The organism is Pseudomonas sp. FYR_2, from assembly GCF_043106425.1.
In the GTDB taxonomy this organism is placed as follows: Bacteria; Pseudomonadota; Gammaproteobacteria; order Pseudomonadales; family Pseudomonadaceae; genus Aquipseudomonas; species Aquipseudomonas monteilii.
In genome coordinates this window covers 46,383-61,348 of sequence record NZ_JBICMM010000038.1, presented here as the reverse complement: position 1 = coordinate 61,348, position 14,966 = coordinate 46,383, and the positions used below count along the sequence as shown (strand labels likewise).

Annotated in this window: 12 protein-coding genes; 1 reads left to right on the top strand and 11 read right to left on the bottom strand. The window is 60.5% G+C overall.

Annotation, left to right across the window (positions count from 1 at the left end):
* Positions 1-50 precede the first annotated feature (50 nt).
* From htpG to ACF8R4_RS16140, 3 genes are all read right to left on the bottom strand, one after another.
* Positions 51-1,955 (bottom strand): molecular chaperone HtpG, encoded by a 1,905-nt coding sequence (gene htpG / locus ACF8R4_RS16150; RefSeq protein WP_223624359.1) that lies wholly within the window; start codon positions 1,953-1,955, stop codon positions 51-53.
* Positions 1,956-2,025: 70 nt separating this feature from the next.
* Entirely contained in the window at positions 2,026-2,508 is a 483-nt protein-coding gene (locus tag ACF8R4_RS16145) for a PaaI family thioesterase (protein ID WP_392492896.1), read from the bottom strand.
* On the bottom strand, positions 2,505-2,981 hold the full coding sequence (locus ACF8R4_RS16140) for a PaaI family thioesterase (protein ID WP_060500839.1): 477 nt from the start codon (positions 2,979-2,981) through the stop codon (positions 2,505-2,507). Before ACF8R4_RS16140 ends, ACF8R4_RS16145 begins: the two co-directional genes overlap by 4 nt.
* Positions 2,982-3,135: 154 nt before the next feature.
* Here ACF8R4_RS16140 and ACF8R4_RS16135 point away from each other — a divergent pair, with 154 nt between their 5' ends.
* Positions 3,136-3,447 (top strand): hypothetical protein, encoded by a 312-nt coding sequence (locus tag ACF8R4_RS16135; RefSeq protein WP_060500837.1) that lies wholly within the window; start codon positions 3,136-3,138, stop codon positions 3,445-3,447.
* Positions 3,448-3,514: 67 nt separating this feature from the next.
* Here ACF8R4_RS16135 and ACF8R4_RS16130 read toward each other — a convergent pair whose 3' ends face one another.
* The 8 genes from ACF8R4_RS16130 to ACF8R4_RS16095 form a co-directional block, all read right to left on the bottom strand.
* Positions 3,515-4,264, bottom strand: a complete 750-nt coding sequence (locus ACF8R4_RS16130; RefSeq protein WP_060500834.1) for a DUF599 domain-containing protein — start codon at positions 4,262-4,264, stop codon at positions 3,515-3,517.
* Positions 4,265-4,475: 211 nt separating this feature from the next.
* Positions 4,476-5,789, bottom strand: coding sequence for a branched-chain amino acid transport system II carrier protein (brnQ, locus tag ACF8R4_RS16125; RefSeq protein WP_392492894.1), 1,314 nt, complete (start codon positions 5,787-5,789; stop codon positions 4,476-4,478).
* A gap of 375 nt (positions 5,790-6,164) precedes the next feature.
* On the bottom strand, positions 6,165-7,049 hold the full coding sequence (gene sucD, locus ACF8R4_RS16120; protein WP_003254203.1) for a succinate--CoA ligase subunit alpha: 885 nt from the start codon (positions 7,047-7,049) through the stop codon (positions 6,165-6,167).
* A complete protein-coding gene (gene sucC / locus ACF8R4_RS16115) occupies positions 7,049-8,215 on the bottom strand; it encodes an ADP-forming succinate--CoA ligase subunit beta (protein WP_003254205.1) in 1,167 nt (388 codons plus the stop codon). Before sucC ends, sucD begins: the two co-directional genes overlap by 1 nt.
* 172 nt (positions 8,216-8,387) lie before the next feature.
* The gene (gene lpdA, locus ACF8R4_RS16110; protein WP_003254207.1) at positions 8,388-9,824 is read right to left on the bottom strand and encodes a dihydrolipoyl dehydrogenase; all 1,437 of its coding nucleotides are present in this window, start codon (positions 9,822-9,824) and stop codon (positions 8,388-8,390) included.
* A 93-nt stretch (positions 9,825-9,917) separates the two neighbouring features.
* Positions 9,918-11,141 (bottom strand): 2-oxoglutarate dehydrogenase complex dihydrolipoyllysine-residue succinyltransferase, encoded by a 1,224-nt coding sequence (gene odhB / locus ACF8R4_RS16105; protein WP_392492891.1) that lies wholly within the window; start codon positions 11,139-11,141, stop codon positions 9,918-9,920.
* A 42-nt stretch (positions 11,142-11,183) separates the two neighbouring features.
* Entirely contained in the window at positions 11,184-14,015 is a 2,832-nt protein-coding gene (locus tag ACF8R4_RS16100) for a 2-oxoglutarate dehydrogenase E1 component (protein WP_164524849.1), read from the bottom strand.
* A 246-nt stretch (positions 14,016-14,261) separates the two neighbouring features.
* Positions 14,262-14,966 (bottom strand): succinate dehydrogenase iron-sulfur subunit, encoded by a 705-nt coding sequence (locus ACF8R4_RS16095; RefSeq protein WP_012315348.1) that lies wholly within the window; start codon positions 14,964-14,966, stop codon positions 14,262-14,264.

Sequence of the window (14,966 nt, the reverse complement as noted above, 5' to 3'; positions counted from 1 at the left end):
AAGCCCGCCATGAAAAAAGCCCGCCGAAGCGGGCTTTCCCAAGCATCAACTCAAGCAGACAGCTCGACCAGCAGCTTGTTCAGGCGACGAACGTAGGCCGCCGGGTCCTTCAGGCTATCGCCGGCCGCCAGGGCCGCTTGATCGAACAGGATGTGCGACAGCTCGGCAAAACGGTCTTCACTCTGCTCGTTGTCCAGCTTTTCGATCAGCGGGTGGGTCGGGTTGAACTCGAAGATCGGCTTGGATTCCGGCACCTTCTGCCCGCTGGCCTCCAGAATCTGACGCATCTGCAGGCCCAGGTCCTGCTCGCCTATGGCCAGAATCGCTGGGGAGTCGGTCAGGCGGTGCGACACGCGCACTTCAGCCACGCTGTCACCCAGCGCGCCTTTCAGGCGCTCGACCAGGCCTTCCTTGTCCTTGGCCACTTCTTCCTGGGCTTTCTTGTCTTCTTCCGAATCCAGCTTGCCCAGGTCCAGGTCGCCACGGGCGACGTCGACAAAGGCCTTGCCGTCGAACTCGTTGAGGTAGCTCATCAGCCACTCGTCAATGCGGTCGGTCAGCAGCAGCACTTCGATGCCTTTCTTGCGGAAGACCTCCAGGTGCGGGCTGTTCTTGACCTGCGCATACGACTCGCCGGTGAGGTAGTAGATCTTGTCCTGGCCTTCCTTGGCGCGGGCCAGGTACTCGGCCAGGGCGACGCTCTGCTCGCCACTGTCGTCCTGGGTGGAGGCAAAGCGCAGCAGGCTGGCGATTTTCTCCTTGTTGGCGAAGTCTTCGGCTGGGCCTTCCTTCAGCACCTGGCCGAAGTTCTTCCAGAAGCCTTTGTACTGCTCGGGCTCGTTCTTCGCCAGTTTTTCCAGCATGTCGAGCACGCGCTTGGTCAGCGCGGTCTTCATCGAGTCGATGATCGGGTCTTTCTGCAGGATTTCACGCGACACGTTCAGCGACAGGTCGTTGGAGTCGACCACGCCCTTGATGAAGCGCAGGTACAGCGGCAGGAACGACTCGGCCTGGTCCATGATGAACACACGCTGCACGTACAGCTTCAGGCCACGCGGTGCTTCGCGCTGGTACAGGTCGAACGGCGCGCGGGCCGGCACATACAGCAGCGAATTGTATTCGAGCTTGCCTTCAACCTTGTTGTGGCTCCAGGCCAGTGGGTTTTCGAAGTCATGACCGATGTGCTTGTAGAACTCCTGGTACTCCTCGTCCTTCACCTCGGTGCGCGAACGGGTCCACAGCGCGCTGGCACGGTTGACGGTTTCCCACGCTTCAGCCGGCTGTTCTTCGCCTTCGGCGGCTGGTTGTTCTTTCGGCAGCTGGATAGGCAGGGCGATGTGGTCGGAGTACTTCTTGACCACGTTGCGCAGGCGCCAGCCATCGGCGAACTCTTTTTCTTCCTGCTTCAGGTGCAGGACGATGCGGGTGCCGCGCTGTGGCTTGTCGATGGTGGCGACTTCAAACTCGCCCTCGCCTTTCGACGACCAGTGCACACCTTCTGCGGCTGGCTGACCGGCACGGCGGCTGTACACGTCGACCTTGTCGGCCACGATGAACGCGGAGTAGAAGCCCACGCCGAACTGACCGATCAGGTGCGAGTCCTTCTTCTGGTCACCGGTGAGGTTCTTCATGAAGTCGGCAGTGCCGGACTTGGCAATGGTACCCAGGTGGGCGATGACGTCTTCACGGCTCATGCCGATGCCGTTGTCTTCGAGGGTGACGGTACCGGCGTCCTTGTCGAAGCTCAGGCGAATCTTCAGATCGGCGTCGCCTTCAAGCAGTTCTGGCTTGGCCAGGGATTCGAAGCGCAGCTTGTCGGCCGCGTCGGAGGCGTTGGAAATCAGCTCCCGCAGGAAGATTTCCTTGTTCGAGTACAGCGAGTGAATCATGAGGTGCAGCAGTTGCTTTACCTCGGTCTGGAAGCCCAACGTTTCCTTTTGTGTTTCCACAGTCATGGTCTTCGAAACTCCGATCTGAGGGTAGTGGGCGCCTGGCGGCCAGTTCGGCCTGCGTTAGCGGCGGATGTCATTCAGATGGGGGCTGCCCGGATGATTTCAAGGGCTTTTCCGGTTCGATCTTGAAATGCGCGCGGGCCGTGGCAATGGGCGATTGCCTGTCGCCCTGCCAGGCGGTAATGGCGACATTCGTCACCCGTCGCCCTTGGCGCCATAGCTGGCACCGGGCGTAAGTATCGCGAAAAAGCCCGGCTCGCAGGTAGTCGATGGAGAAATCGATGATTTTCGGGATGCTCGCACTTTGGCTGTAGATCAACAGGTACAAAGCCGCAGACAGCTCCATGAACCCCGCAATCACACCACCATGGATGGCGGGCAGCAACGGGTTGCCGATGTTGTCCGGGCGGGCCGGCAGGCGGAACAGCAGGTCGTCGCCATGACGCTCGCATTCGATACCAATCAGCCCGGCGTAAGGGATCAGCGCCAGCAATGGGCCGTAGTCGCCCACCGCGTGGGCGGCGTTGAGCTGTTGACGAACCGCATGTGGAATCATGCCCCGCCCTCCTTCAGGCTATTGCCAAAACGGATACCGCCCTTGATCTCCTGCCCCAGGCGCATGAACGTGCCCACCACCTGGCAAATCGGCTGTTCGGGATCGTCCTGGTAGGCGGTACCCCGGGTGAAGATCACGTCGCGGGTCACCCGGTAGCACTGGGCATGGCCGTAGATGTCCTTGCCAGCTTCGGCCGGGTGCATGTAGTCGATGCGCAGGTCCAGTGTCGGGCACACCTCGAAGCGCGGCAGCACGCACAGCGTGGCCATGCCGCAGGTGGTGTCCATCAGCGTGGTCAGGGCACCGCCATGCACAGCCCCGGTCTGCGGGTTGCCGACAATGGCTGCCGACCAGGGCATGATCAGTGTCATGCCATCGGCATCGGCTTTTGCCACACGCATCTGCAGTAACTGACAATGTTTAAGCGCCGAGAGAAAACGCTCGGCCATGGGCATCAAGGTTGAATCGCTCATTCGCTGTTTCCACCCGTACTGCCTCAGCGGCATAAAATCGTTAAAAAGTCTATATAGAACGGGGCGTTATATATCTGTAACCTTCGCGGAACTTATTCCGCGTAGTTGCACTCGAAGGAACAAGTCACTTATTCCACCAAGGAGAAACACCCCCATGCGTAAACCTTTTGCTTTTGCTCTGATGCTGGCCGCTGCCATGGGCCTGGCCGCTTGCGATAAAGCAAGCGAAGACAAAGCCCAGGACGCACAGCAACACGCCGAGCAAGCCCAGGAAAAAATGGGTGAAGCTCAGGATAAAATGAACGAGGCTGCCAAGGAAAACGCTGAAGCCGCCAAAGATCAGGCTGAAGCCGAGCAGAAGGCTGCTGAAGAAGCCGCTCCGGCTACTCCGGCTCCAGAAGCCGCCCCAGCCGCTCCGGCGACTGAAGCTGCCCCTGCTACTCCGGCAGAACCCGCCAAGCAGTAATTGGCTAAAACAAAAAAACCCGACGCTGTCGGGTTTTTTTGTGCCTGCCATTTAAAGATTAAACGTTTCAGTTGCCCGCCACGGTACTTTCCCTGCCCGGTTCGTTAGGCACACTTTCCGTGGGGGTGAACACCATCACATCCAGCACATCCGAATGGAACTCGCGGCGGTACAAAATAAAGACGACGCCGACACTCATGACCATGAACAGCCACGGGCTGATGAACCAGCTCAACATGGCCATGCCGAAGTAGTACGAGCGCAACCCCAGGTTGAACTGGTTGGCCGCCAGCGACAGCACACGCGCCGCCCGTGAGGCAAAGGCCTTGCGCTCCAGCTCATTGACCAACCGTTCACCGATCATCGGTGCAGAGCCCACCAGCACGGCGGCAAAGTTGTACTGGCGCATGCACCAGCTAAAGGTGAAGAAGGCGTAGACGAAAACCGTGGCCAGGCACAGCAACTTGATCTCCGACATGCCTTGGGAGGTCTGTTGCACCAACGGCAGGTCGGCCAGGAGCGACAGCGCCCGGTCAGAGGCACCGAGCACGGTAAGGATGCCGGCAAGAATGATCAGCGTGCTGGACGCAAAAAACGATGCGTTGCGCTCAAGGTTGCCGATTACGCTGGCATCGGCGATTCGGTTGTCGCGCAACAGCATGCGGCGCATCCAGTCTTCACGGTACAAGTGCAGCACGCTGGCCAGGCACGCGGTGTCACGCCCCTTCCAGATGGCATAACGGGTATAACCGCCCCAGCACAAGGCAAACCAGGCGATGGCCAGCAGGTTGTTGAAGTTGGTTTGGATGAAGTTCATGCAGGGTTCCCGAGTGGGCCAGATGCCTAGAGGATAGGGACCGGGTTTCGACGCTGGCAAGCGGAAAAAGGCACACATCCACCCTGAAAATCGCACTGTTCATGCCGCCAATAAAAAACCCCGCATCCTTCCGGATACGGGGTTTTCGAGTCTGGGCTGTTGGCGGGCACCCTTCTGGCTTGTGGCCGGTGCTGCCCTCAGGCTTCGACTATCAGGCCAGCGCTTCGCGCGGCTTGCCGAGCATGCGGTCGCAGGCCACGGCACCCACCAGGGTCACCACCGAAGGCACCAGCCAGGCCAGGCCTTGGTCGCTCAGTGGCAGGTGCGCCATGAAGTCCGGCAGCACATGGGCAATACTGCTGCCCTTGATCGCATCAACCATGCCGAACACCAGCGACACCAGCATCACCGGCGCCAGAATGCGGGTCGGCGAGTTCCACAGGTCCTTCACGAAGCTCAGGCCAACCACGACGATGCAAGGTGGGTAGATGGCGGTAAGCACCGGGATCGAGAACATGATCAGCTTGGTCAGGCCCAGGTTGGAGATCAACAGCGAGAAGCCCGCCAGGAGCACCACCAGTGCCCGGTACGACAGCGGCAGAATCTGGCTGAAGTACTCGGCGCAGGCGCAGGTCAGGCCGACAGCGGTCACCAGGCAGGCCAGCGCAATCAGCACGGCCAGGAAGCCGCTACCCAACGAACCGAAGGTGTGCTGCACGTAGGCATGCAGAACCGCCGCACCGTTGGTGGCGTCAGCCGCGATGTCGTGGCTGGTGGCACCCAGGCGGAACAGGCTGACGTACACCAACGCCAGGCCGACACCGGCGATCAGGCCGGCGATGATGGCGTAGCGGGTAATCAGCTTCGGCGACTCGACACCGCGCGAACGGATGGCATTGACGATGACGATACCGAACACCAGGGCACCCAGGGTGTCCATGGTCAGGTAACCATCGGAGAAGCCCTTGGAGAACGCTGCGGCGGCATAGGCCGGCTGCGCTTCACCAATGGTGCCGGCAGGCAGCGCGAAGGCGGCGATGCCCAGCACCGCCAGGGCGATGATCTTCAACGGCGCCAGGAAGCGGCCCACGGTATCGAGCAACTTGCCTGGGTACATGGACACGGCCAGCACCACGAGGAAGTACACCAGGCTGTAGATGAACAGCGCCAGCGGGCTTTCGCCGGTCAGCGGCGCAACACCCACTTCGAACGATACGGTCGCTGTGCGCGGGGTGGCGAACAGCGGGCCGACCGACAGGTAGCACACGGCCGCCAGCAGGCCACCGAAGAATTTGCCAATCGGGCTGCTCAGGGCATCCATGCCGCCGCCGACCTTGGCCAGGGCGACCACGGTGATGACCGGCAGGCCCACGGCGGTCACCAGGAAGCCCAGGGCCGCCATCCATACGTGCGGGCCAGACTGCAGACCGACGATAGGCGGGAAGATGATATTGCCTGCACCTACGAAAAGCGCAAACGTCATAAAGCCAAGCGCCAGGATATCCTGGCCTTTGAGAAGTTTCATTTAAGGTAGTACCACACTGCTGAAATCGGGATTCGAGAGGGGATTTCCCTATGGGTGAGGGAAATGCTGCCCGGCTTTATAGGCCAGACCCGTTTAGCGTGTCGTTCCCTTTTGGGGAGCGGGCACAGAGTGAACGCGTAGACTAACCGTTTTACCCAACAAACGCACTGTTACAGTGCTGCTTGTCCGATGTGCGTACATGTTTGTCGTCTGGATATCTGTGTCGGGCGATAATTTATTGCCAATTAGTGCGAATGTCTGGTGGAAAAACCTGATGAGGGCTATCGAATTTTCCACCTTTACAAAAATGCCCAACGCTAAAACGACAAAGGCCACCCGAAGGTGGCCTCTGTGCGCGTGGGGGGTGTAGCAGTATTACTTCTTGGCTTCCCAGCCAGTCAGCTCGGCCAGGGCCTTGCCGATGTCAGCCAGGGAACGCACGGTCTTCACACCCGCGTCCTGCAGGGCGGCGAACTTCTCGTCCGCAGTGCCCTTGCCGCCGGAGATGATGGCGCCGGCGTGGCCCATGCGCTTGCCCGCAGGTGCGGTAACACCGGCGATGTAGGAAACAACAGGCTTGGTCACGTGGGCCTTGATGTAGGCCGCAGCTTCTTCTTCAGCCGAACCGCCGATCTCACCGATCATGACGATCGCTTCGGTCTTCGGGTCTTCCTGGAACAGCTTCAGGATGTCGATGAAGTTGGAGCCCGGGATCGGGTCACCGCCGATGCCGACGCAGGTCGACTGGCCGAAGCCGGCGTCGGTGGTCTGCTTCACAGCTTCGTAGGTCAGGGTGCCGGAGCGCGAAACGATACCGACCTTGCCTGGCAGGTGGATGTGACCTGGCATGATGCCGATCTTGCACTCGCCCGGGGTGATGACACCTGGGCAGTTAGGGCCGATCAGGGTAACGCCCAGCTCGTCGCACTTGACCTTGGCATCCAGCATGTCCAGGGTAGGAATGCCTTCGGTGATGCACACGATCAGCTTGATGCCACCGAAGGCCGCTTCCAGAATCGAGTCTTTGCAGAACGGAGCCGGTACGTAGATAACCGAAGCGTCAGCGCCGGTAGCTTCCACGGCTTCCTTGACGGTGTTGAACACCGGCAGGCCCAGGTGGGTGGTGCCACCCTTGCCTGGGGTTACGCCGCCGACCATCTTGGTGCCGTAGGCGATGGCTTGTTCGGAGTGGAAAGTACCCTGCGAGCCGGTGAAGCCCTGGCAGATGACTTTGGTGTCTTTATTGATCAGGACGCTCATTACTTGCCCTCCGCAGCTTTGACAACTTGTTGAGCAGCGTCGGTCAGGCTGGTTGCCGCAATGATGTTCAAACCGCTTTCTGCCAGTACTTTAGCGCCCAGTTCGGCGTTGTTACCTTCAAGGCGAACAACAACCGGAACTTTAACGCCGACTTCTTTCACTGCACCGATGATGCCTTCGGCAATCATGTCGCAGCGAACGATGCCGCCGAAGATGTTGACCAGAACGGCCGCGACATTGCTGTCGGACAGAATGATCTTGAACGCTTCGGTAACGCGCTCTTTGGTAGCACCGCCGCCAACGTCGAGGAAGTTGGCTGGTTTGCCGCCGTGCAGGTTGACGATGTCCATGGTACCCATGGCCAGGCCGGCACCGTTGACCATGCAGCCGATGTTGCCTTCGAGGGCAACGTAGTTCAGTTCGAACTTGGCAGCGTGGGCTTCACGGGCGTCGTCCTGCGACGGGTCGTGGAAGGTTTTCAGCTTAGGCTGACGGTACATGGCGTTGGCGTCGATGTTGATCTTGGCATCGAGGCAGTGCAGGTCGCCGTCGGCCTTGATCACCAGCGGGTTCACTTCCAGCAGCGCCAGGTCGTGATCCTTGAACAGCTTGGCCAGGCCCACGAAGATCTTGGCGAACTGTTGAACTTGCTTGCCTTCCAGACCCAGCTGGAATGCCAGCTCGCGACCCTGGAACGGCTGAGCGCCGACCAGTGGGTCGATGGTGGCCTTGAGGATTTTCTCAGGCGTTTCGTGAGCGACTTTCTCGATGTCCACGCCACCTTCGGTGGAAGCCATGAACACGATACGGCGGCTCGAACGATCGACTACAGCGCCCAGGTACAGCTCTTTGGCGATGTCAGTGCAGGATTCGACCAGAATCTTGGAGACGGGTTGACCGTTGGCATCAGTCTGGTAGGTAACCAGATTCTTGCCCAACCACTGTGCAGCGAACGCCTTGGCGTCTTCCTTGCTGCGAACCAGCTTGACGCCGCCCGCTTTACCGCGACCACCCGCGTGAACTTGGGCTTTTACCACCCACTCGTTCCCGCCGATCTTGTCGCAGGCTTCTGCAGCTTGCTCAGGGGTATCGACTGCGAAACCCTTGGAAACTGGCAGGCCGTATTCAGCGAACAGCTGCTTACCCTGATACTCGTGAAGATTCATGCTTTTTACCGTCTTCGTTAGGTACTGCGCTTCGGCGCTGCGCCATTACTGGCGCCGCACCACCTGTGACCGTTGACCCCGGGTTTTCCCGTGTGATCCGGTCCGGCGGACGTTCCGCGGTGAGTCATGCACGCAAGACTCACGACGGGCTGCCCGCCGTGGTTTCTTATAATTAACGCTTCTTACGGTTGGCCACGTGAATGGCGCCGCCATTCACTGCCAGCGCTGCTTCATGCAACGCTTCGGACAGGGTTGGATGGCTGAAGACCATCATGCCCAGATCCTCGGCACTGGTGCCGAATTCCATTGCGATTGCACCCTGCTGCACCAGTTCGGCAGCCGATGGGCCAATCACGTGTACACCCAGGACGCGGTCGGTCTTGGCATCGGCGATGACCTTGACGAAACCACCGGTGTCGTTGGCTGCCATCGCACGGCCGCTGGCCGCGAACGGGAAGGTGCCCACGTTAACCTCAACGCCTTCGGCCTTCAAGGCCTGTTCGGTCTTGCCGACCCACGCAATTTCCGGGTGGGTGTAGATAACCGAAGGGATCAGGTCGTAGTTCATCTGGGCCTTGTGGCCTTTGATGCGCTCGACAACCATGATGCCCTCTTCCGAAGCCTTGTGGGCCAGCATCATGCCGCGTACCACGTCACCGATGGCGTAGACGCCCGGCACGCTGGTAGCGCAGTAGTCGTCGACGAAGATGTAGCCACGCTCGTCGATGGTCACGCCGCTGTCGGCCGCCAGCAGGTCGGTGGTTACAGGGCGACGGCCGACCGCAACGATCAGCTTGTCGAAGGTGATCTTCTGCTCGCCTTCGGCGTTGGTGTAGGTCACTTCAACTTCGTTGCCGTTGACTTTCGAGCCGGTGACGCGAGCGCCCAGCTTGATGTCCAGGCCTTGCTTGGTCAGGGTCTTCTGGGCTTCTTTCGACACGGCGGTGTCGGCAGCCATCAGGAAGGTGTCCAGGGCTTCCAGAACGGTGACTTCAGCACCCAGGCGAGCCCAGACCGAGCCCAGCTCCAGGCCGATCACGCCGGCACCGATAACGCCCAGGCGCTTCGGTACGGCCTGGAATTCCAGGGCGCCGGTGGAGTCGACGATGACGTTCTGGTCGACTGGAGCCGGCGGAATGTCGATCGGGCGCGAGCCGGAAGCCAGGATCACGTTCTCGGCTTCGATGACTTCGGTGGTGCCGTCAGCCTTGGTGACTTCGACTTTCTTGCCAGCCAGCAGCTTGCCGTGGCCCTGGATCGAAGTAACGCCGTTGGCCTTGAACAGGGTGGCAACGCCACCGGTCAGGTTCTTGACGATGCCAGCCTTGCGGCCAACCATCGCGGCGACGTCCATCTTCACTTCGCCCGTGGAGATACCGTGGACATTGAAACTCTCTTTGGCTTCCTTGTATTTCCAGGAGCTGTCCAGCAGCGCCTTGGAAGGAATGCAACCTACGTTCAGGCAGGTACCGCCCAGGGCCAGCTTGCCCTCGGCGTCGGTGTACTTCTCGATACAGGCAGTCTTCAGACCAAGTTGGGCAGCCTTGATGGCAGCCACATAGCCGCCAGGACCTGCACCAATCACCACTACGTCGAATTTCTGGGTCATAAAAGATTCCTTATCAGCTACAAGCTACAAGCCGCGAACCGCGCGGCATGGCTTCTTGCGAAGCCAGGGCCGGCACGGTACGCAGCCAGAGGGTTAGATGTCCAGCAGCAGGCGAGACGGATCTTCCAGCAGGTTCTTGATGGTGACCAGGAAGGTTACCGCTTCCTTGCCGTCGATCAGGCGGTGATCGTACGACAGCGCCAGGTACATCATCGGGCGAATCACGACCTGGCCATTGATGGCCATCGGACGCTGGATGATGTTGTGCATGCCGAGGATGGCGGCCTGCGGCGGGTTGACGATCGGGGTCGACATCATCGAACCGAAGGTACCACCGTTGGTGATGGTGAAGGTGCCGCCGGTCATCTCTTCGATGGCCAGCTTGCCGTCACGGGCCTTCTTGCCGAAGGTGGCGATGCCGTTCTCGATTTCAGCCAGGCTCATCGACTCGGCGTTACGCAGTACCGGTACCACCAGGCCACGGTCGCTGGACACGGCAACACCGACGTCGGCGTAGCCGTGGTAGACGATGTCGTTGCCGTCGATCGAGGCGTTGACAGCCGGGAAGCGCTTCAGGGCTTCGGTGGCGGCCTTGACGAAGAACGACATGAAGCCCAGGCGTACGCCGTTGTGGGTCTTCTCGAACAGGTCCTTGTACTTCGAACGCAGGGCCATGACTTCGGTCATGTCCACTTCGTTGAAGGTGGTCAGCATGGCCATGCTCGACTGGGCTTCGACCAGACGCTCGGCAATCTTGGCACGCAGGCGGGTCATCGGCACGCGCTTCTCGGTGCGGTCGCCAGCAGCGACGACAACCGGGGCAGCAGCAGCGGCAGCAGGCTTGGCAGCCGGGGCAGCGGCAGGCGCCGACTTCTTGTTGGCGACGGCAGCTACGACGTCTTCCTTGGTGATGCGGCCACCTTTGCCAGTGCCTGCAACGGCAGCCAGGTCGATGCCGTTTTCTTCAGCCAGCTTGCGCGCGGCCGGGGCAGCGATCGGGTCGTCTTCGCCAGCATCGGCAGCAGCGGCAGCCGGAGCAGCAGCGGCCGGGGCAGCAGCAGGTGCAGCGGCGACAGCGCCGCCTTCAACGATCGAACCCAGTACTTCGTCGGACAGGACGGTGTCGCCCTCGCCCTTGACGATGGCGCCCAGCACGCCGTCGGCGGTGGCCAGTACTTCCAGGACGACCTTGTCGGTCTCGATGTCGACGATCAGCTCGTCACGCTTGACGGCTTCGCCCGGCTGCTTGTGCCAGGTGGCAACGGTGCCATCGGCAACCGATTCCGGGAAGGTTGGGGCTTTGATCTCGATAGCCATTATCAGTGTTTCCTTAAATTCGGTTTCAGGTGCGCGAAGGCGTTAGACAGTGAAGGCGTCTTGCAGCAGTTTTTCCTGCTGTTCGGCGTGCTTCGAAGCGTAACCACAGGCTGGCGCGGCAGAAGCGTCGCGGCCGGCGTATTCCAGGACCAGCGCCTTGTTGTGGCGGCCCAGGATACGGCGCATGTGGTGCTGGCTGCTGTACCAGGCGCCCTGGTTCATCGGCTCTTCCTGACACCAGACCGCATGCTTGAGGTTGGTGTACGGCGCCAGGATTTCGACCAGGTCGTCCTCCGGGAACGGATACAGCTGCTCGATACGCACGATGGCGATGTCTTCGCGGCCTTCGGCACGGCGTTTTTCCAGCAGGTCGTAGTAAACCTTGCCACCGCACAGGACCAGACGTTCGACCTTGGCCGGATCAAGGGTGTCGATTTCCGGGATCACGGTTTGGAACGAGCCTTCGGCCAGGTCTTCCAGGGTCGAGATGGCCAGCTTGTGGCGCAGCAGCGACTTTGGCGTCAGCACGATCAGCGGCTTGCGCAGCGGACGGATGACCTGACGACGCAGCAGGTGGTAGATCTGAGCCGGGGTGGTCGGTACGCACACCTGGATGTTGTGCTCGGCGCACAGCTGCAGGTAACGCTCCAGACGCGCGGAGGAGTGCTCCGGGCCCTGCCCTTCATAACCGTGTGGCAGCAGCATGGTCAGGCCACACAGACGGCCCCACTTGTGCTCGCCGCTGGTGATGAACTGGTCGATCACCACTTGCGCACCGTTGGCGAAGTCGCCGAACTGGGCTTCCCAGATCACCAGCGCGTTCGGCGTGGTGGTCGAGTAGCCGTATTCGAAGGCCAGTACCGCTTCTTCCGACAGGAAGGAGTCGTACAGCTCGAACATTGGCTGGCCCGGGAACAGGTTCTTCAGCGGTACGTAGGTGCTGGCGTCCTTCTGGTTGTGCAGCACCGCGTGACGGTGCGAGAAGGTGCCACGGCCGATGTCCTGGCCGGTCATGCGGATCGGGTGACCTTCGAACTGCAGGGTGGCGTAAGCCATGGTCTCTGCATAACCCCAGTTGATCGGCAAGCCACCGGCCTGCATCTTCTGGCGGTCTTCGTAGATCTTTGACACCTGGCGCTGAACGACGAAGCCTTCCGGAATTTCCAGCAGCTTGGCCGACAGGTCTTGCAGGGTCTTGAGGTCGAAACGGGTGTCGTGACGTGCGGTCCAGGCATGGCCCAGGTACGGGCGCCAGTCAACGAACAGCTCGCGGTTCGGCTCCTTGACCAGGCTCTTCACAACGTGCAGGCCGTTGTCCAGCGCGTTGCGGTACTCGTCGATCTTGGCCTGGGCGCGCTCGGCATCAATGCGGCCGGCCTGGATCAGTGCCTCGGCGTACAGCTCACGGGTAGTACGCTGCTTGCTGATTTGCTGATACATCAGCGGCTGGGTACCGTTTGGCTCGTCGGCCTCGTTGTGGCCGCGACGACGGTAGCAGACCAGGTCGATCACCACGTCACGCTTGAACTGCATGCGGTAGTCGATCGCCAGCTGGGTGACGAACAGCACCGCTTCAGGGTCATCGCCGTTCACGTGCAGGATCGGCGCCTGGATCATCTTGGCAACGTCGGTGGCGTACTCGGTAGAGCGCGCGTCCAGCGGGTTGCTGATGGTGAAACCCACCTGGTTGTTGATCACGATGTGCACGGTGCCGCCGGTCTTGAAACCTCGGGTCTGCGACATCTGGAAGGTTTCCATGACCACGCCCTGGCCGGCGAACGCTGCGTCGCCGTGGATCGAGATCGGCAGTACCTTGTCACCAACGGTGTCGTTGCGGCGGTCCTGACGGGCGCGCACCGAACCTTCGACCACTGGCGATACGATTTCCAGGTGGGACGGGTTGAACGCCATGGCCAGGTGCACTTCGCCACCGGCGGTCATCACGTTCGACGAGAAGCCCTGGTGATACTTCACGTCACCGGAGCCCAGCTCGTTCATCTTCTTGCCTTCGAACTCGTCGAACAGCTCGCGCGGGTTCTTGCCGAAGGTGTTCACCAAGACGTTCAGACGGCCACGGTGGGCCATGCCGATCACGACTTCCTTGGTGCCGTAGGAGCCGGAGCGCTGGATCATCTCGTCCAGCATCGGGATCAGGCTTTCGCCGCCCTCAAGGCCGAAACGCTTGGTGCCTGGGTACTTGGTGCCCAGGTATTTTTCAAGGCCTTCACCGGCAGTCACGCGCTCGAGCAGGTGAGCCTGCACGTCAGCGGAAAACTCCGGACGGCCGCGCACGCTTTCCAGGCGCTGCTGGAACCAGCTGCGCTGCTCGGAATCGACGATGTGGGTGAACTCGGCGCCAATGGTGCGACAATATGTCTTCTGGAGCGCCTCGAAGATCTCGCGTAGGCTCGCCTCCTCTTTGCCGATGAACAGGTCGCCGGCACGGAAGGTCGTATCAAGATCGGCATTGGTCAAGCCGTAGTGATTGATCGACAGGTCTACGGGCGCAGGACGCTGCCACAACCCCAACGGGTCGAGCTTGGCAGCCTGATGGCCGCGCATACGATAGGCCTGGATCAGTCGCAGAACTTCAACCTGCTTCTTCTCGTGTTCACTGCTCACGCTCCCGGCGGATACCGGTTGGGCGCGGCGCTGGTTCTTTGCCAGCAGTACGAAATGGTCGCGGATTGTCGAGTGCGATACATCGGTAGCGGTGCTGCCGTCGGCGGGCAACTTCTGGAAGTAGGTGCGCCACTCTTCTGGCACAGCGTTAGGGTCGTGCAGGTAGAGCTCGTAGAGCTCTTCCACATATGCAGCGTTACCACCTGAAAGGTGGGCGCTTTCCCACATGCGCTGCATCACGCTTTCTTGCATGCTTGGTCACCCTCGATTAGGGGACTGATCGGCGAGAGCCACAGCAAACCTGGAAAAGTCCGAATACAGCGACTGAACCACGCCACTAGGATCCTGCTGATTTTCCGGGTACCAGCCCGGAAAGCCCCTGCTGGTCTCATATCTTCATAGGTAATGAACGCAGGCTTTGTGGGCCCTTGTTCGGGTTTTACCTCAGTGCGGGCTCACCACCCGCACCTCGGCTTACTGCAGGTACAACACGTTGTATCAGGTGCCGCTTTGCAGCAGCATGTTACGTACGTGACCGATTGCCTTGGTCGGGTTCAGACCTTTCGGGCAAACGTTTACGCAGTTCATGATCCCGCGGCAGCGGAATACGCTGAACGGGTCATCCAGGGACGCCAGGCGCTCCTGAGTCTTGGTGTCGCGGCTGTCAGCCAGGAAGCGGTAGGCTTGCAGCAGTGCAGCCGGGCCCAGGAACTTGTCCGGATTCCACCAGAACGACGGGCAGGACGTCGAGCAGCACGCGCACAGGATGCACTCGTACAGGCCGTCCAGCTTGTCACGGTCTTCCGGCGACTGCAGGCGCTCGATGGCCGGTGCCGGGGTATCGTTCTGCAGGAACGGCTTCACCTTCTCGTACTGCTTGTAGAAGATGCTCATGTCGACCACCAGGTCACGAATGACCGGCAGGCCTGGCAGTGGGCGCAGAACCAGCTTGTTGCCCTTGACCACACCCGACAGCGGGGTGATGCAGGCCAGGCCGTTCTTGCCGTTCATGTTCATGCCGTCAGAACCGCACACGCCTTCACGGCAGGAGCGACGGTACGAGAAACCTTCGTCCTTTTCCTTGATCAGCGCCAATACATCGAGAACCATCAGGTCCTTGCCGCCGGTATCGACGTCGAACGACTCCATCTTGGGCGCCGAGTCGGTGTCCGGGTTGTAACGATAAACTTCGACTTTCAACAT